Annotated in this window: 13 protein-coding genes; 5 read left to right on the forward strand and 8 right to left on the reverse strand. The window is 58.2% G+C overall.

The genetic code is table 11. From position 1 onward, the window contains the following. The first annotated feature begins 224 nt into the window (after positions 1 to 224). Positions 225 to 1,091 (forward strand): AraC family transcriptional regulator, encoded by an 867-nt coding sequence (locus tag VF639_RS13735; RefSeq protein WP_331146486.1) that lies wholly within the window; start codon positions 225 to 227, stop codon positions 1,089 to 1,091. 178 nt (positions 1,092 to 1,269) lie between these two features. Then, the gene (locus VF639_RS13740) at positions 1,270 to 2,130 is read left to right on the forward strand and encodes an SDR family oxidoreductase (RefSeq protein ID WP_331146487.1); all 861 of its coding nucleotides are present in this window, start codon (positions 1,270 to 1,272) and stop codon (positions 2,128 to 2,130) included. Between the two features lie 428 nt (positions 2,131 to 2,558). Here the strand turns inward: VF639_RS13740 and VF639_RS13745 are convergent, their stop codons facing one another. The 7 genes from VF639_RS13745 to VF639_RS13775 all read right to left on the reverse strand — a co-directional run bounded on the left by VF639_RS13745 (position 2,559) and on the right by VF639_RS13775 (position 12,758). Then, complete coding sequence (locus tag VF639_RS13745; RefSeq protein ID WP_331146488.1) at positions 2,559 to 3,443, reverse strand: cyanophycinase; 885 nt, start codon at positions 3,441 to 3,443, stop codon at positions 2,559 to 2,561. A gap of 129 nt (positions 3,444 to 3,572) precedes the next feature. Beyond that, positions 3,573 to 5,144 carry an FAD-dependent oxidoreductase gene (locus VF639_RS13750; RefSeq protein ID WP_331146489.1) on the reverse strand — a complete coding sequence of 524 codons (1,572 nt, stop codon included), beginning with the start codon at positions 5,142 to 5,144 and terminating at the stop codon, positions 3,573 to 3,575. A 294-nt stretch (positions 5,145 to 5,438) separates the two neighbouring features. Beyond that, positions 5,439 to 6,407, reverse strand: a complete 969-nt coding sequence (locus VF639_RS13755) for a bestrophin family protein (RefSeq protein ID WP_331146490.1) — start codon at positions 6,405 to 6,407, stop codon at positions 5,439 to 5,441. A gap of 180 nt (positions 6,408 to 6,587) precedes the next feature. After that, entirely contained in the window at positions 6,588 to 8,507 is a 1,920-nt protein-coding gene (locus VF639_RS13760) for a MutS-related protein (protein ID WP_331146491.1), read from the reverse strand. Positions 8,508 to 8,588: 81 nt separating this feature from the next. Continuing rightward, entirely contained in the window at positions 8,589 to 9,521 is a 933-nt protein-coding gene (locus VF639_RS13765) for a hypothetical protein (RefSeq protein WP_331146492.1), read from the reverse strand. 182 nt (positions 9,522 to 9,703) lie between these two features. Next, on the reverse strand, positions 9,704 to 11,926 hold the full coding sequence (locus VF639_RS13770) for a TonB-dependent receptor (RefSeq protein ID WP_331146493.1): 2,223 nt from the start codon (positions 11,924 to 11,926) through the stop codon (positions 9,704 to 9,706). 376 nt (positions 11,927 to 12,302) lie between these two features. Then, positions 12,303 to 12,758, reverse strand: a complete 456-nt coding sequence (locus tag VF639_RS13775) for a RidA family protein (RefSeq protein ID WP_331146494.1) — start codon at positions 12,756 to 12,758, stop codon at positions 12,303 to 12,305. A 114-nt stretch (positions 12,759 to 12,872) separates the two neighbouring features. On the opposite strand from VF639_RS13775, the gene VF639_RS13780 reads away from it, so the two are divergent. Together VF639_RS13780 and VF639_RS13785 are read left to right on the forward strand one after the other, a co-directional pair. Next, complete coding sequence (locus tag VF639_RS13780) at positions 12,873 to 13,703, forward strand: energy transducer TonB (protein ID WP_331146495.1); 831 nt, start codon at positions 12,873 to 12,875, stop codon at positions 13,701 to 13,703. 223 nt (positions 13,704 to 13,926) lie between these two features. Continuing rightward, positions 13,927 to 15,480, forward strand: coding sequence for a DNA integrity scanning protein DisA nucleotide-binding domain protein (locus VF639_RS13785; RefSeq protein ID WP_331146496.1), 1,554 nt, complete (start codon positions 13,927 to 13,929; stop codon positions 15,478 to 15,480). An 8-nt stretch (positions 15,481 to 15,488) separates the two neighbouring features. Here VF639_RS13785 and VF639_RS13790 read toward each other — a convergent pair whose 3' ends face one another. Further along, complete coding sequence (locus tag VF639_RS13790; RefSeq protein WP_331146497.1) at positions 15,489 to 15,974, reverse strand: hypothetical protein; 486 nt, start codon at positions 15,972 to 15,974, stop codon at positions 15,489 to 15,491. A 675-nt stretch (positions 15,975 to 16,649) separates the two neighbouring features. Between VF639_RS13790 and VF639_RS13795 the strand changes: the two genes are divergently transcribed. Continuing rightward, positions 16,650 to 18,920: M36 family metallopeptidase (locus VF639_RS13795; RefSeq protein WP_331146498.1), on the forward strand; the 2,271-nt coding region annotated here is incomplete at its 3' end.

Here is an 18,920-nt window from a genome sequence, read left to right on the forward strand (position 1 = left end):
GAGCAAGCAAACTCGATCCACACGTTGGGGCCATCGATGCGCACGTAGTCATTACCAGCCGTACCTTGGCTACGCACAAAGGATGTCTTGTTGGGATAAGTATCTAAAAGTGTCCCCCTCCCCTAGTCGCGACCTGTCGTTCAGTGGCTTTTGTCGACGAATACTTACTTATCGGCAACTAGTGTGTTACCCAAGTAAATACCTCCACAAGTTTGCCGCCCGCTATGAGTAAGCTTATTCCTACCTATCAGCTTAGCATGTTTGCTCACTACGACGAGGCCGCCGCGGAGGTCTTCTGTCCGGCGCCGGAGGCCAAGGGAAAAGCCGCTGCGCCCATTGATATTCCCTATCGCAGCGACTATTACAAAATCAGCATCTGCCTGCGCGGAAGCGCCGAGTTGAAAGTCAATTTACAAACGTCTACGGTAGGGCCTGGCTGCTTGGTGTTGGTCACCCCCCACGTTATCAAGCAGTGGACGCACATTTCCGGCGATTATGAAACGCTGTCAGTGTTTTTCACCAGCGACTTTATCACCACCAACAATGCCCACACAGGCAAGCTTGGCTTTCTGCTAAACCCGCCGACGTACGTGCTACCTCTCTCGGCGGCGGAGGCCACGAACATTGCCGCTTCTTTCCGTTTTCTAGTGCAGAAATACCATACGCCGCACGCAAACCGCAAGAACATCGTTAAAAACATTATCAACGGGTTGCTCTACGAGCTGGATGCCCTGTACGACCAGAAGGCGGCCCCGCTCCCGCCGGCGTACTCCAGAAGCCAGGTGCTAACGGCGGAGTTCAAGCAGCTACTTCAGGCGTATAGCGCCCAGGTGCGCAGTGTTACGTTCTATGCCGATAAGCTCTGCGTTACGCCCAAGCACTTAACGGAGATGGTACGGGAAGTAACCGGAAAACCGGCGAGTAACTTGATAACCGAAGCCGTGGTGCTGGAAGCGAAAGCCCTGTTGCAAACGACCGCGCTGCCCATGTCGCAGATTGCGGACAAGCTGCACTTCGCCGATCAGTTTGCGTTTAGCCGGTTTTTCAAGAAAAGTACGGGCCTTTCGCCCACGGCCTACAAACAAGTCTAGCGCCGCGGCTGCCGCTGTTTCGCCAAATCCTGCCGCCCTTTCGCCATTCCGCGCTTGAGTGCCAGCTGGCAACTTTGCAGAAGCAACTTCGGTCGTTTTATGCTTTGCCCCACAGGGGTTGGCAAGCTATTAGGATCGGCAGCTGCGCCCTTTTGTTGAACCAGCAAAACAACTCTTTATGATTTTAGTAACTGGCGCCACGGGGCAGCTCGGACGAGCTGTACTGCAGACCCTGATCGGGAAGACTGCTCCCAACCAATTAGCTGCCTTGGTGCGCGACGCCGACAAAGCGGCGGACCTGCTAGCCCAAGGAGTAGACATTCGGGTGGGTAACTACGGCGACTGTGCTTCGCTGGAGCAAGCCATGCAAGGCATAACCAAAGTGCTGCTGATATCGGGCGGCGGTGAGAGAGATGCCCTGCAGCAGCACTACAACGTAGTAGATGCTGCTCAAAAAGCCGGCGTGCAGTGCTTGGCGTACACCAGCCGGGCACTGAAAGACCCGAGCACCCTAGCCAACCAGTTGATGGAGCGGCACTTTCAAACGGAAGAGTACATCAAAGCGAGTGGCCTACCCTACGTTTTCTTTCGCAACATCCTCTACATGGACGTGCTGCCTCAGTTCATGGGTCCGCGCGTGCTAACCACCGGCATCAACCTGCCCGCTGGCCAGGGGAAGGTGGCGTATGCCTTACGAAGCGAAATGGGGGAAGCCATTGCCAAGGTGCTGCTGGAAAGCAGCTGCGATAACAGAACCTATTTCCTCACGGGCAGCCAGGCATACTCTTTCTACGACGTAGCTACTGCTTTATCTAGCCTGTCCGGAAAACCGGTTGGCTATACGCCGGTGGGAACTGCCGAATTCGAGAAAGCCTTGAAAGACCGTGGCGTGCCAGAACCTGTTATTCAGCGCATTAGTCCTTTTATGACTGACATCAAGAACGGGCAGGAAGAGGACGTAAGCTCGAATTTAGAGCAGTTGCTCGGGCGCAAACCTACTGCTTTGACGGAAGGCTTGCGCACCCTCTTCAACCTGTAGCCTATCCAACCAGCTTCTGCGCTTAGCAGCTGTTTCAGTGCTCTAACTCAAATAGCTGCTAAGCGCATCAGTCAGCAGTCAAACCGAAAGCCCACCACTACCCCGCGCCATGTTCTAAAGGCAAAAACGGCCAGGTACGCTAGGCCGGCAAGCAAAAGCAAGCTGTCAGGCGGCTACGCGGTACTTCCGGTAACGCCCGTAACTGAACGCGGCCCCAATAGCCAACAAGACCAGCAGCTACGACGCCAGGGAGGCCACATGTTCCAAGGCAACTGAGAAAGAGGTTGTTTGCAGCAAGGTCCGCTCGACAATCCAGCCCAGAGCAGCCAACGCAGCACCCACAGCATCAACCACACGCACTACCAGGTAAAGTAGATGTACGGCTGAGCACGACTGTTTCTCGACCTAGCCTAACCCAACACCAAACATCAAGCGTGCAGCTGCTCCATAATGGGCAAGGTGTACCGTTCGCCGCCGCTGAGCAGGTGCATGTGCAAGTCGCGGATCGAGAAAGGCTTGCCGGGTTCTACCTCGTGGATGTTGGTTTGCGTAACGCTCATGCCATCGAGCACCACGACCAAGCCGCTGCCAATCACTTCCAGCTCCCGCCCCTTGGTCACGACTACTGCCGTGTCTTCCTCCAGCCCCAGCCCGATGCACGACGGGTTGGTGGCAATAATCTGGGCCATGCGCACAATGCGGCCCCGCGCCACGAAGTGCGTATCAATGGCCACGTTGTGCAGAAATTCCAGTCCGGTGGTGATGTGAATTTCGTCTTTAAGCATGCCCGCGTTGTTGCGGCCCTGATAAATCATGGGCGTTGACATGGCGGCGGCGCCGGCGCTGGTGCCCGCAATAACAAAAGGCTCGTGCGTGTACCGCTCTTTGAGGCGGCGCTGGAAGGCAGTGCCCCCGAGCAGAACCGTAAGCCGAAGCTGGTCGCCCCCCGTAAACATAACGCCTCCGGCCTCGTTGAGCAGGCGCAGGCTGTTCTCGGAATCTACTTCCTCGCGGGTCCGAATATCAAGCACTTCCACCCGCGGGCAGCCCAGGTCGGTGAATACTTTTACGTAGTCCTGCGCCGCTTCGTCGGGCTCTTCGGAGGCAATGGGGAGCACCAGAATGTAGCCTTTGTCGCCGACTTCTTTAACCACCCGGCGTAGTATCATGTCGTCGGCCATGTCGCCTGCTTCTCCTTGCGAGAAATCTTTGCGCTCGTGGCCGCCAATCGATATTAAAGTTCCGAGTGGATGAGGACAGAGGGATTCTTGCGGGGCAGGGACAGGGGTGGTTTTTTTCTTGGAGGCGGGCATGAAATGGGAAAGTAAAGGATGAGAGGTTAAGACGCGAAATTTCACTTCGCCAGACGTTGAATGCGGGTTGCAAAGACCTGAACCGTGGGTGTTCAACGCGTCACGAAGCAGAGCTTCGCGTTACAGCTTCTACTGCTCGATTTTAGCTAAATCCTCGTTGGCGGGGCCGTCGAGGAGTCGGCCATAGGCATCGAAGCGGGAGCCGTGGCAGGGACAGTCCCAGCTGGTTTCCAAAGAGTTCCAATGCACGATGCAGTGCAGGTGCGGGCACACGGCCGAGCATTCGTGCACCTGGCCTTTGGGGTCACGATACACGGCCACTTTCAGGGGGCCGCGGCCAATTACGGCGCCAGTGCCGGGCGCAACATCGTCGGCGCTACTTACCTCGCCGCCGGTTAGTAGCTCGGTGTATTCGGCAGCTACATTTATGTTTTCCATCACGTACTCCTTCACCGATTCCAGTTTCAGGGTCACGCGGCCGGGGTCGTAGATCTTGGCCCAGGGGTTTTCGCGGTTTAGAATCAGGTCGGTCACAATCATGGGGCCGAGCGTGCCGTGGGTCATGCCGTGGCCCGAGTCGCCGGTGATGATGTACACATTATCGTCGTCGAGGGGGTTACGGCCGGCGTAGGCCAGCCCGTCCACCGGCTCCATCACCTGCCCCGACCACCGATAGTCGATGCGCTGAACCGACGGGAAGTTTTCGCGCGTCCAGTCTTCAAGGCACTGCAAATGGTCTTCGGGGTTGGGCTCCTGGCCGGTTTTATGGTCTTCGCCGCCCACTAGCAGCAGGTCGTAGTCGGTTTGGCCGCCGCGGGGGCCGGCGTCCACTTTTTGCAGCCGGATGTAGTGGTACGGGTCGGCAGTGTCCCAGTACAAGGCCGTCGTGACGGAGCCTTTGGGTACGCGGGCGCCCACCACGTAGGTGCGGTACGGGTGCTGCTTGGTGTGCATCACCACCCGGTCGTTGAAGGGCGTGTTGGTGGCAATTACCACGGCGTCGGCCTTCACCTCGTGGCCTTCAGTGGTCGTGACGCCGGCATTGCTGCCGCCCTTCACTTCGGAGGCGTGGGTGTTGGTGAAAATCTGACCGCCCTGCCGGGTAATGGCCTCGGCCAGCCCACTCAGGTATTTCAGAATATGAAACTGCCCCTGGTTGGGGAACACCAGGCATTCGCCGGTGGTGAAGCCTTGCGCCCCGGCATCAGGCAGGCGCTCCACATCCGTCAGGCCGGCGCGGTGGGCGGCTGCCAGCTCTTCGTCCAGCTCTTTCACCTTACCGTCTTTCGGCAAGTAGAGGTAGCCGTTGAGGCGCTCGAAGTCGCAGTCTATCTTTTCGCGCAACACAATCTCCTCGATCTTGTCGACGGCGCTGCGGTGGCTATCGGCGGCGAGACGGGCGCCTTCTTTGCCGAAGAGCTGTTCCAACGTGGTATACCGGTCGTCGAGGGCAAAGGAGAGGTGCGCCGTGGTGCGGCCCGATTCCCCGGAGGCTATTTCGCCGTCTTCCAACACCACTACTTTCTGGCCTTCACGCCCCAGCAAATAGGCCGTTGTCAGTCCCGCAATACCGGCTCCTACCACCACCACATCGGCAGTAACAGACTCGGTGAGCTTAGGAAATGCAGGCAGCGGGCCAGTAGTAGGAAACCACGATGTTTGGGTGGCGCCGGTAGTGCGGGCGGGGTTTAGTTGGGCCATAAATAGAAAGGTTAAGGAAGCCTTTCTTTACGCCCGCACCCAACGCTTAGTTAACGCCGAGCTTCCGCTGCGCGTGGTGAGATGGTGAAGTAGTGAACTTGTGAGTTTGCTGTTTAAGCGGCAGGAGTAGCGCGGCACCACGGCTTTTTCTACGCGTAGTACCTCTATCGTTGCTCACGGCCGCCCTATGTTGCTTTGCTCTAGAAGCCGTTCAATAAAGTGCCCCCACGCCGCTTAAACGTCAAACTCACAAACTCACAACTTCACCACCTCACCACTTCACCACTTCACCACCTAGTAAAGGATATCGTCTACCGGGGAGAGTTTGGGGGGGAGGTGGGTTTCGCCGAGCATCTCGCGCAGGTCGATTTCGATGGTGCGGCAGATGGCGGTCATGGGCACGTCGTTCATCTCGTTTTCGAAAGGATTTTCGCTGATGTGCCCCACGATTTCGATGGTGTTGAACACCCACGACACCAGCACCGAAAACGGTACCGTCAGCCAGAAATGTTCGTGCCCCATCTTCTCGAACTCTCCAATCAAACCCAATGGCAGCAGCGCGGCGAACAGCCACACAAAAACAAAGCTATAAAACGCGTACTGACGCGGAAAGGGCGTGTTTTTGATTCGCTCGCAGCCACCTTGCAGGTTGTTGAACTGCTCGATGCTGGTCATCATGTTCACATGCTGGAAGTCGTTGAGCAAACCCCGCTCCTCGCGCAACATGCGCAGGTCGGCGGCTTGCTGGCGCAGCAAGTGCGCGGGCGGGTTCTGCTTGCGCTGCATCGCCACCGACTCGGCCGGATCGAGGAAGGGGCCAACCTGCTGGTCCCACTGGTCGTTTTGGCGGCGCAGGTGCAGGCGCAGCGCGTTGCACCACGCTATTTGGCGATACACCAGGCGCCGGTGCCGCAAACTCAGCTCGGCTCGCGAGGCCGCCGGGGCTTCCACGCCCGGTCCATCTACCACCGAGGTTACAAACTCCAGCGCCTGCATCGACCAGGTCCGGCTGTAGTTAACTATGCCGCCCCAAAGCTGACGGGCCTCCCAGAATCGGTCGTACGAGCCGTTGTTTTTGAAGCCGATATAAAACGCCACCGCCGTACCCAAAGTAGCCACCGGCTGCCAAGGAATAGACAAGGCATGAAAGCCAATAGGCCCATAAATCAAGCAAATCAGCATTGAGTATGCCGTGAAAATGAGCACTGCTTTCCAGGAATACTTCCAGATGATGTGCCAGCGCAGATTGTTACGAACGTACATGCTTTGCTTGTTGAATGGGTGATTGTTGACTTGTTGATGGCTGGTTGTTGCTTGTTAAAGGTTTAATTGTTGAGTTGCCCAGTTGTTTTGACGCAAGTTTTAGATAATCAGCCATCCAACTATCGACCATTCAGCAATCAGCCCCTAACAACCATCCAACAATCAGCCATCAATCAGCCATCAATCCTCCATCTCTATTCCCATCAGCTGCATGAGCTGGCTGGCGTTGAAGGAGCGGCAAGGGCCGGGGGTGAGGTGGTAATCGAAATGAATCTGGCCGCCCGAGAAGGTGCTGTTGAAGCTGAAGTTGCGCACTTGCCCCGGCCACTCCTCTTCCAGCGCCGCCAACTCCAGGTCGTGGGTGCTGACCAAGCCCGCCGCCCGCCGCTGGTGCAGCTGCCGCAGCAAAGCTCGCGCCCCACGGTGCCGGTCCAAGGAGTTGGTACCCTTCAAAATCTCATCGAGCAGGTAGAAAACAGGCGGGGGCAAATCAGGTAATTCTGAATTAAGAATTCTGAATTCTGAATTATCCCTTCCTACTTCTTTACTGCTTGCTTTCAATTCAGAATTCCTAATTCCTAATTCAGAATTATCACTTAGGTCAAGGAGCAGGCGCAGGCGCTTAAGTTCGGCGTAGAAGGAGGAGGTGCTTTCGGCGAGGTTGTCTTGGGTGCGCATGGCGGTGAATACTTGCGCGGGGCTGAGGCGGAAGTGGCGGGCGCACACGACGCTACCAGCCAGGGCCAGCACCATATTCAGGCCCAACGTGCGCAGGAAAGTGCTTTTACCCGCCATGTTGGAACCCGTCACGACCACGGTTTGGGCCAGCCCCATCGTGTGAAAATCGTTGGTGATGCGCATGGTACTGAAGATAAGCGGGTGGCCGAGCGCCGTTGCTGTTACTTCCAGCAACTCGGAGCTTAGCTCCGGCACCACGTAGCCAGGGTTGGCAAACTGCCAGCCGGCCAGACTAACCAGCGCCTCTAGCTCCGCCTGCACTTCCAGCACCGTAGTCAACTCCGGACCTAGGCCGCGTTTCCAGCGCTCAAGCTGCCACACGGCGTGCATATCCCAGAGCAGCAAGCTGTTCAGCAGCAATGCGCCCAGCGGATGCTCGCGCCCCCGAAACAGCCCGGCTACGCTGGAAAGCTGCCCCAGCCGCTGCGTAGCCGCCGCCCCGTGGCTGGCGGCTTGCAGTGTGGTCAGCAGCTGTTGCAGCCGCGGCGCCTGCCAGTTGCGGTTGGTATCTTGCTCGAACAGCGCCAGTTGGGCCTGCGTGGCCCGCAGAGCATCGCGCATGGCCGTGGCCTGCTCGGCGTATTCGTTGCGCACGGTGGCCAGACGGCCGTTTAGCAAGCCTATCACCAGCTGCACGGCTACCAAGGCGTAGAAACCAAAATCAAGCAGCCAAGCCACTAGGCTGCCTAGTACCAGCAGCGGCAACAGGATCAGCAGCGGCTTCAGCCAGGGCTTACCGGCAAAAAAATCGGGGCGGGCCAGCCAGGCACTGAACTCGCGCGGGTCGGCTTGCTGGCGGGGGAAGTGCCGGGCCCGGGCCTGCCACTCCTGCAGCCAGGTTACGTCGGGAGCCAGCTCGGCAGTGGCTTGCTGGCGGGCCCGCACTTCGGTGGGTTTGGCCAGATGAAGCAGCCAGTTCGCCAGCCAGTCGTGCCCGAGGCGGGTGGTGGCGCGGTTGAGCAACTGAAACAACGAGTGCTCCCCGAACACATCGAGGTCGGCCGCGTACGGGTGCTGGGCGTCGAGGTAGCGCAGGCCGGGGTCGAAACCGGTGAGCTTGCCCGCCAGCCGGTCCAGCTCGTCCTGGTTGATGCGGGCCAGCAGCCGATGATGCTCGCGCTGGTAGCTAATGCCCCGGTGCCAGCGCACCAGCACCGCAAACAACACCCACACCCCCAGAATCAGGGCCACCCCCGGCGCAATATGCCCTTCCGCAAACAGCCACCAAGCGCCGGCTGCTCCGCCCGCAAACAGCAGCAGCCGCAACCACCCACCCAACTGATGCTGCCCGGCAAAATGCTTTTCGCGGTCTAGGTGAGTGGTTAGATTTTCAGTGAAAACCTCGGCGGGAGCAACAGTCAAGGGGCGAACAACAGAAGAAACAGGCACGGCAACAGCATCAGATGAAGCTACGAAGGTACGCAGCCGCGCCTGTGCACGGTACTAGCGCCGCCCCAACCGCCGCAACGGACTATCGAGTTTCAGGAAACGGGCCAACTCGGCGTGCGTGAATTCCACCTGAAAGTTACCAGTCAGTACCTTCCAGACAAGGTTTGAAAGACCATCATAGTTCACCGGATGGTCGCAGGTGAGCCCTGCCACCGATACGGTATACTCGTCGGTACTGCCTAAACTAAATTCCTGGCTGAGTACGCCCGCCACGTCTTCTGGTGCAAGAAAACCCTCCTGCGTGGGCACATATTTCTGTGTTATCTTTTGCAGCTTCTGCTGGCCCAGCTTCAAAAATTCGGGTACCAATTCAGGGCGAATTTCGTCAGCCAAAACTACTGGAAAGCCAGAGTTTAGGTCGATGGTCCGTGAGCGAATGTCGTACCAGACACTTGCTCCTATTCCTTCCACCGTAGTGCTAATGTTCAGCAAGCCATGATCATTATAAAGTTTACCATAATCCATTGCCTGCACGCCCGAATGCATTAGTTCTGGATCGTTCAGACGTTCACGCAATTCGGAAACAGGCTCTCCAACTATGCTCTCCAATGAAAACCACTGCGCCAGCAACTTCGTTACAGCAGCATCGGGCACAGTAGCTACTGGTAGGGTAAACACTTTGAAGTAGATTTTTGAGCTAACGCGGGCACGGTCGGCAGCCGGCGGCGCAGTACCCACAAGGCGTATAAGTTGAAACGGTAGATGTACAGTGCCAGCCGCGTTGTGCCAGGTTCCGGCTAAGGTGCGGCCGGGCTGCACACGGCCCACAAACCAGCCCGTAGCCGCAGTATCCAAATCAGTCGATTCGCGCAGCTTCAGCTCCCCATCAGCCGATACGCGCCCAGCCAAACGCAGCAGCCGACCGTTGCGCAAGTAATAATACTGACCAGTTAAGATGGAATCATAGCTGTTGAAACTGAGTTGCATCCGGACGCGGTATTTACCGCCTAAGGTACCTTCATAGCTTCCAACCAATTGCTGTGCCTGCCGCAATACAGAAGTTGATCTTAGCTGTGCAGAAGCAGTTGGAACGATAAACAACAAAGTCAGTACAGACTGCCAATAACCCCAATATCTTATTCTCATTCGATCTTCAATTTGCCAGACGTTCACCGCTCGAACCGCAGCGTGACAAACAAATTGCGGCCGGGGGCACTGATGCCGGAGGCAAACACGCGGTAGTTGGTGTCCAGAATATTTTCCAGGCCGGCTTGCAGGGCCCAGCTTGGAGTGAGCTGGTAGCTGGTGCGCAGGTTGAGCGTATACCAGCCCAGGGCCCCGGCCGGCGTGGCCTGCGGCAGGTTGTCTTCCCCGCTTGGGCTGTACTGCGCCACCGTTTTGCGGCCGTTGAAGAGCACCGAGCCTTCCGCCAGCACGCGGCGCAGCTGATACGTAAGCGCCGTCCGGCCATAAATCGGCGAAATGTGGTCGAGGGGTACGTCGGCGGTTCGGTCGCGGCCGTGAGTGTAGGTCAGGGTGCCATCGAAGCGCAGGTGAGCCGGCAAGGCCAGTTGGGCACGACTCGAAACGCCGTAGATGCGGGCCTCGCCGGTGTTGACGGTGGCCACGGTCTGATAGGTTCTGCCGTTGTACTGCGTGGTGGTTTGGCCATCGGGAGCCGCGAACGGACGTACCACCAGGGCGTTGCGCAAATTGGTATAGAAGCCCGTTACGGCCAGCATCAGCCGGTTTTCGATGTTTTCGGACAGCTCCGCCTCATAGTTCACGACCCGCTCGGGCTTCAGCGTTGGGTTCGGGATGATGAGGGTACCGATGGTTTGGCTGGTGCCGGTGGTCTGCTCGAAAGTCCGGCTCAGGTCGTCCACGTTGGGGTTGCGGAAGCCCGTAGCGACCAGCCCGCTTAGGCGCAGGCCGGCGGGCAGCAACGCCACCAGTCCCACATTGCCATCCAACGACGACGAGTTCTGCTTCACGGTGTTGTAGGGCGAATCGAAAAACTGCCGGTTGAAGGCGGCTTCCACTTGTACATTGCTGAAGCGCAACCCATCGGAAAGAATGAAATGGTCGGTTATTTCCCAACGGTGCGCGGCGTAAGCCCCCACGGTGCCGTAAGTCGAGCCGTTGGGGTAACGGGTGACAATGGGCCGCACCGCGCCGGTTGCCACGTTCACGCCTTCGCCAATGCTGCGAACTTTGTTGCGGGTTGCTTCGGCGCCGTAGCGCAGCTCGTGCTGACCCAGGTCTTTAAATAAATCCAGGTTGGCGCTTAGCACCCGCACTTTCTCAGTGTTTTCCTGGCGCTCAGCGGCATTGAAGTCGCGCACCAGGCGGCTCTCCTCGATGTCTTGCACAGCGGGCGTCAGGCGCAGCACGTCGTAGAGCTTGTTTTGGCGCGTCAGCTCCAGCTGGTAGCTGGCAAACAGGCGCTGCTGCGGGCCGTAGTCCCATTCGGCGTAGCGCAGGGCGCCGTTGCGGTAGGTTTGCAGGCGGTCGAAGCGCGGAATATCGGAGGTGGTGGAGAGTTGCAGGTTAAGCGTGTGGCGCTGATCAGCCCGCGGCTGAAACAGCACTTTCTGCACGACGTCCAGCTGGCGATAGCCGGTGAATTTTTGGCGGTTGGGGTAGTCGTTGGGTAGCACCACGTCTTTGCCGTCCTGCCGCTCCACGTACTCCTTCACTTCTCCGAAACCGGGGTACTTGTCCATACCGTTGCCACCTTTGCGCAGGTCATCGAAATCGGTAGCCGTGACGCTGGTAAGAAGGGCCCACCGCTGCCAACCGAGCGTCACGTCAGTATGCACCGTTTTCTCGCGGGCGGCGGTGGCGTAGCGCAGCAGGTTGTTGGTGTGCACCTGCAAGCCGGGCGTGCTGCTATCGGCTAGCTTGGGCTGCTTGGTGTAGAGGCTGATAACGCCGCCTAGCGCGTCGGAACCGTACATCACGGCCCCCGCTCCGCTCAGGATTTCCAGCCGCTCGAGCGAGTTGGCATCCACGGTCAGGATGTTTTGGAGGTGCCCGGCGCGGTAAATGGCATTGTTGAGTCGCACCCCGTCCACTACCAGCAGCACCTTGTTGGCCTCGAAGCCGCGCAGCACCGGCGACCCGCCGCCTAGCTGCGACTTCTGCACGAACACCCACCCGGAATTCTGCAGCGCATCGGCCGTGGTAGCCGGATTCAGCAGCTTGATCTGGCGGGCACTCAACACGTCGACTTGCTGCGGCAGATCTAGTTTTCGCTCACCCTGGATGCGGTTGGCCGACACAACCACTTCGTTTAAACCAACAATACGCGTGGTATCGGGCACGGCGGTTTGCGCGGCGGCAGGCAATGTGCAAAGCAGGCCAAAAAAGACAGGTAAAGTTTGCTTCATGAAGAGGAGATGAAGAAGAGCAAACTCAAAGTTACAAAATGGGCTCTGCACTGACTGAGCTTATTTAGCTGCTTTCAACCTGGAAAACACCCGTTTAGTTAGCTAACTCAAGTTGCGAGGTAGCTGCGTAGCGGCTTCAGGTTTGTAGAAAGGAAGTCAGGAAGAGGAACAGCGCCGCGTAGCGGTGCCAGGAACGCCGGCAAGTCTGGCACCGCTACGCGGCGCATAACGTCTTACGAATCTGAAACTACAAACCTGAAGCCGCTAGGCAGCTACCTCGCAACTTGAGTTAGCTATCCGTCCGCTGGCCAGTTTCCAGATCGATCTTTAAGCTGCAGTTTGCACCGCAACAGAACCTACCTTTCTACCCTTACTTCTACCCTACCGCCGCCACGCATTTCAACTCGATGGCAATTGGCGTAGGCAAGCAGTTTACCTCGACAGTGGTGCGGCAGGGCTGATTGCTTTGGAAATATTCGGCGTAGAGGCGGTTGTAGGCAGCAAAATCATCCTTCATATTGATTAGAAACACTGTCACGTCTACCAGGTCTTCCCAACGGGCGCCGGCCTCTTCCAAAATATAGCGCACATTCTGGAACACGGCGTGGCACTGGCGCTCGAAGTCGTAGCGGACGATGTTGCCAGCGGCATCGAGTTCCACACCGGGCACGGCTTGCTGACCACGCTGGCGCGGGCCTACGCCCGACAAAAACAGCAGGTTGCCCACCCGCCGAGCGTGCGGGTAGAGCCCCACCGGCTCGGGGGCGCGGCTGGAGTTGTGGGCAGTGGAAGCGGCCGATGCGCCCGCGGCGGAAGTAGTGTCAGGTGCCATACGCCAAAACTAGCCGATTTTCGGGCTTGGTAGCGGGCCACTGAACCACGCCCGCAACTGGTGCGGTTGTTGAGTTATCTTCGGAGCGTCCACTCTACTTCCTTGTTATTTGCTATGCAGCTTTTCCTTCGTCGTTTTGCCCTCGTAGCGGTACTGGCCTTGCCGGTTGCCGCGCCCGCCCTAGCCCAACAGAAATTGAAGGCTCCTAAGCCAGAACCCGAACAAATCTACGACGCGGTGGCGCAGCCAGCCGTGCCCGTAGGCGGCGTAGAAGCCTACGGGCAATACTTGGCCGACAATCAGCAATACCCCACCGCCGCCTTGCAGCGCGGGGCGGCTGGCACCGTAGAAGTTACGTTTGTGGTCGAGAAAACCGGCGTCATCTCCAACGTAGTGGCCAGCAAGCCCGTCGATCCGCTATTGGACGCCGAAGCGGTGCGGTTGATCAAAGGCGGCCCTAAGTGGACCCCGGCGCAGCACAAAGGACAGAAAGTGCGCCAGCGCGTCAGTGTTCCTATCGCCTTCCAGATACCGCTCGGCGCGGGTGGCCCCGCCCCGGCCACCGAACCTGCCACTACGCCGGGCGCCGCCCCAGCTGGTGCGCCTAAACCCGTTGGCACTACCAAGTCGGGGGCCACTGTTATTGCTCCCGATCAGCCGGCCCGGCCTGTGGGTGGCACGGAGGCGTTTTTCGAGTGGATTCAGAAAAACCAGCAGTACCCTACCCTGGCCCGGCAGCGCAAGATCGAGGGCCGCGTAATGGTGGAGTTTGTTATTCAGAAAGACGGCTCGCTCACCGATGCCAAGGTGGTGAAACCCCTCGGCTCGGGCCTCGACCAGGAAGCCCTGCGGCTAATCAAAGCGGCCCCCAAGTGGACGCCCGCCACCTACCAAGGACAACCCTTAAAGCAAAAGATGGTCTTGCCTGTTGTATTTCAATTGTAAGGTATTTGACCGACTTGTTCGTCATTCAATAAGTAGAGAGGTAAGTGCTTGGTGGAAGAAAGCTCGATTTGCACTTCGCAAAAAGGTATAAGTCCAGTAACTTGTTGCTTACGTCCAACTACTTAGACGCGTACCTGCCAGTTCTTTCTTTACAGAGTGAGACGGTCAGCGAGTGGAATCTGCCATTTGCCAACTGTTTTCAAGCGCTCTTTCCGCCTTCCCCATGCTTACTCTTCCGCTGCTTTCTGCTCCGCCCGTAGTTACCCAACCTACCGTCGAAGTCGATACCTTCCGCGTCTGGCCTTATCAAACCCGCTTTCTGCAGGCCGCCCAAAACATTGCCAACGGTATCTTCAACGTCCTCGACGACGAACTGGAACCGTTCACCATGCTGTTGGCCCTGCACGCTGGCTCGCCCACACCCGATTTTCCGCTGGTGCATCTGGAGCCCGCTAATCACGGCCTCGATACGCTGCACTTTACCAGTGCTGTTACCCGCGGCCGCGATATCGAGCGCCTTGTTCCCGTTCCGGTGGCCATCCGTGAGGAAGTAACTCCCGAGATGATAGACCGTCGGCAGGAAGCATTGGGGATCCGCACGGCTGTTCTGGACGTGTTCGATAAGCTCGACGAAAACACCATCTACCAGCACGTACCCGGCTGGCCCATTCGCATCAACGGCTATTTCGTGATGACGGTGCTGCGGGTGCGGCGTAAGGCCATGCGGGCCTATCCGTCGTTGCGCCCTCACCGCTTCTACACCGATGGCCGGCCGTTGGCGCCGTCGTTGTTGGCGGCGGCCATTTTTCGCTTCACCGAAGAATGCGTGAAGTCGTTGAGCGAGCCGGAGCCAGGCTCGGGCATGCTGATGCGCCCCCGCGAAACCGAGGAGCTTTTGCGCGCCGCCGGCAAAAGCCTGCTCGACACGCCGGCCCAGGCGCTCGGAGCCGAGCCCGGCGCGGCGCGGCTTTTCAACACGCTCAATACCATTTCCAGTCTGCGCTACGAAGGGGCCGGCGGCGTAGGCAAACTCATTATGGCCCGCCGCCACCACCCCAACGTGGAAGAGGTGTTTGCCCTTACCTGCCCCACCCCGCTCACCGACTACCGGGCCGTGCGTAAGCTCCTGGAAATGACCACGCCCGACGTCAGCCTGCTCTCCGACAGCGAAAACGTATATGCCCTCGGCCGCTTAGTAGGCGAGTACGACCCGGCTCGGGAAGATCTGTTCGTTATCAATTTCATCAACCACTACGCTTGGGAGTTTCAGCACGATGGGAAGGTGCTGATGCGCACGATTTACAGCCAGCCGAGCTTACCCCGCTCGCGCGTCAACCGCACCCGCTTCCGCAAGGACCTCAAGCGCACCTTCCACCTCACCGACCCGGCCAAAATCGAGCACCTGTGGGAAGTGGTGCTGGAAGCCAGCCGCCAAAAGCACGGCACCCTGATGGTTATCACCACCGAAGCTCTGGCCGAAGCCGACCGCCTGAAGTTGCAGTGTACGCTTATCGAGCCCGTCCCGCTCACGCCCCTCATCACCCGCCTCGTCACCTCCATCGACGGCGCCGTGCTCCTCGACCCGGAAGGTTATTGCTACTCTATCGGCGTGATTCTGGACGGCAAGGCCTCGGGCCGGGGCACCAGCACCCGTGGCGCCCGCTACAACTCGGCCATTCGCTACGTGGAAACGTCCCCCTACCCCTGCCTGGCCATCGTGGTCAGCGAAGACGGTATGGTGAATATTATCACCAAAGACCGGCTGGAAGAAGAGTAAGGCAGTGGTCAGCCCGCTTTGCCTAACTGATTTAACTGCCGCAATTCAGCGGCCTTAACGTATTTCAATTCCTGGTTACGCTCGCACAAGCTGGTTGCGTAGTAAGGTGCAACACTTTTTGGCTCGCCGCCTAGCAACGAAGCCTCCTGGCTCACCAGAAACGCGTACACCAGCTGCTCGGAGCCGATTTTGAACTGCTTGCCACAGGACGAGCTTTGGGTTTCAGTGGAGATAAGCACGGTAGAGCCGCTGAGCTGACCTTTTAGCTGCCGCGACACGGCAAACGTGTAGCGTAGCGTTTCGTGTTTGATGAGGCGCGTCCGCTGCTCTATCGGGCCCGTGTCTGAAACTCGCACAGTATCCGTCGTCACAACCGTTTCGACGCTTACCACTTGGCCCACGAATATGAGCGCGCCCTGCCGGTATGCCGCCGCAATTTTCTGCTTTTCCGAGCCACCGCCGCTAACACAGGAACATGCTCGTGCAGCTGACATTGGCAGCCAGATAGCCAAACACAGAAGTAAAATTGCTTTCATAACACGCTTTAGTCTTCGTGAAATTGTAGTTTGTAGCAGCATGTAAGCTACCTAACTTGGATTGCAGCTACTCCGCAACTTGCGTTATTTTACTTATTTAAGAATTACTAGCAAGCTCCGATACGCATAGTTACTTCCGTTGCAAGACAGACAGATGGTTCAAAACACAAGTTTTAACTGCCCTTCGCACTAGAATAAGCTGTGTCTGAAAAGTCATTTTTAGCATCTCCGCTTTAGGAAGGAACGTCATGCTGAGGCGCAGCCGAAGAATCTTGCGTGCTGACGTTGCAATACCATATAAGGTTAGTACGCCAGCGGAATGCTTGGGCAAGTGGAAGCCAGACAGAGCATGACGTTCTAGCGTTTGCAGACACAGCCTAGTAAAGACTATTGCTGCCGTCAACCTACTATGATAGTATAAATTCCGGCCACAGAGTAATGCAAAGTCAGCTTCTTGGCTGGTACCGGAGCAACCGCCTTTCCTTTAATGGCTGTCGGCAGAGCCAATAGACATAATCTTATAGGCCTATAATTAGATAAATATTTCTCTTTCTGCTATTTCATCGATAGGTTTAAATGTGAGCAGCCCTTACCGGCCTCTGTGTTCCGATCTTTCGTCCCTATCAGCTTTCTATGACAACAAACTTTACGCCTTCCAGCTGCCGCCCTCTACTTGTAGCCGCTATGCTGGCATTGCCCGGCTTGGCCGCGGCACAGTCTCAATCTGCGCCCTTGCGCAGCGCCTTGCAGCAGCTCAGCAGCCAGCGCACCAGGTTTGGGTTGAGCGCCACCGACGTAGCCGACCCGGCCGTCACCAGTTCATACACCGATGCCGGTTCCGACATTACGCACGTGTATTTGCGGCAGCGCTACCAAGGCATTGAAGTGTACGGGGCCGAAGCCGACATGCACCTCGACCGCACCGAGAAGGTGGTGAGCATGCACACGGCCTTCGTGCCCAATGTAGCCGCGCAGGCCCGTACGGCGGCCACCGTGCCTACGCTCACGCCGGTGCAAGCAGTAGCAGCGGCCGCCCGCGTGCTCAACCTGCCCGCCCCCGGCAACCTTGCCATAACCAAAGCCGGCACTCCGACCGAAGGCATAGTTTTCAATGAAGGCGGTATTTCGCTGGACCCCATTGCGGTTAAGCTGATGTACCAGGCCCGGCCAAGCGGGGAACTGGTACTGGTGTGGGACGTCACCATTGCTCCTAAAAGCGGGGAGCACTACTGGAACGTGCGCGTCAATGCCTCGACCGGCCAACTAGTCGATAAAACTGATTACACCATTTCGGAGCCGGTAGACTTCATGGAGCTGACGGAACGCTCGTTGGCTACGCCTACGTGGCCCCAGCAGCAGCCTGGCAGTGCCGCCGCCACGCCCAATAGCTACAACGTCTATCCTCTCACCATCGAAAGCCCCATCTACGGCAGCCGGCAACTGGTGGTGAATCCGGCCGACGCGACGTACTCGCCCTTTGGCTGGCACGATACCAACGGCATGGCGGGCCCCGAGTTCACCATCACCCGCGGCAACAACGTGCACGCCTACGAAGACCGCGCCGCCCGCAACGGCAACCCCGTCGGCTACAGCCCCGACGGCGGCACCGACCTTAGCTTCGATTTTCCCTTCGACCAAACTGCTGCTCCCCTCGTGTATCGGGATGCCGCCATTACCAACTTGTTTTACTGGAATAACTTGGTGCACGACGTGATGGCCTACAAGGGCTTCAACGAAGTGAGCGGCAACTTCCAGGTTACCAACTACAGCGGCACCGGCCTTGGCAACGACGACGTGCGGGCCGAAGCGCAGGACGGGGGCGGCACCAACAACGCCAACTTCTCGACCCCCGTCGATGGGGCGCGGCCCCGCATGCAGATGTACCTCTGGCCCGGCGGAGTTGGTAGTATTACGGCACCCGCCACCATTGCGGGCTCTTTGCCGATGCGCGGCACAGCGTACGGCCGTACGCTAACCGCCACGGGCCCTATCACGGGCAATGTGGTGCTAGCCAACGATGGCTCGGCCAATCCGCCGCGTAGCTGCAACCCCTTGCTCAACGCCGCAGCCATCAACGGCAATATTGCCTTGGTGTATCGGGGTGGTACCTGCTCTACGCCCGCCAAAATTCGCAATGCGCAAAACGCCGGGGCCCGGTTGGTGCTCATTGCCGATAGTATTCCGAACACGGCTATTGCCAACTACGGCGGCGCCGCCGATACGGTGGGTTTGCGCATTCCTTCGGTGGCTATTTCCAAAGCCGATGGCGACAAAATCAGAGGCGTGCTTACCTCCGGCAGCACGGTTACCGTCACCGTTAGCGGCATCACGCGCGACGGCGACTTCGACAATGGGGTGATTGCGCACGAGTACGGGCACGGCATCTCCAACCGCCTCACCGGCGGCCCGGCCAACTCGAGCTGCCTCGGCAACGCCGAGCAGATGGGCGAAGGCTGGAGCGACTTCTTCGGCCTGTGGATGACCACCAAGCCCGGCGACCAAGGCTTTACGCCCCGCGGCATTGGCAACTACGTAACCGGCGCAGCCACCGACGGCTACGGCATCCGCCCACAGCGCTACTCCACCGACTTTGCCGTCAACAACCAGACGTATGCCAACATTGGGGTGGCTCCTTACACGGCCGTACACGCCATTGGCTCAGTGTGGGCCGCTACGCTGTGGGATTTGAACTGGAAGCTGGTGGATCGGTACGGCTACAACCGCAACCTGAAAGCGGCCACCGGCGGCAACAACATCACCCTGAAGCTGGTGCTCGACGGCCTGAAGCTGCAAGTCTGCCGCCCTGGCTTCCTCGATGGCCGCGACGCCATCCTCAAAGCCGACTCGATCTATAACAACAAAGCCAACACCTACCTGATCTGGCAGGTGTTCGCCCGCCGTGGC

The sequence above is a fragment of the Hymenobacter sp. genome (assembly GCF_036387835.1).
Taxonomy (GTDB): domain Bacteria; phylum Bacteroidota; class Bacteroidia; order Cytophagales; family Hymenobacteraceae; genus Hymenobacter.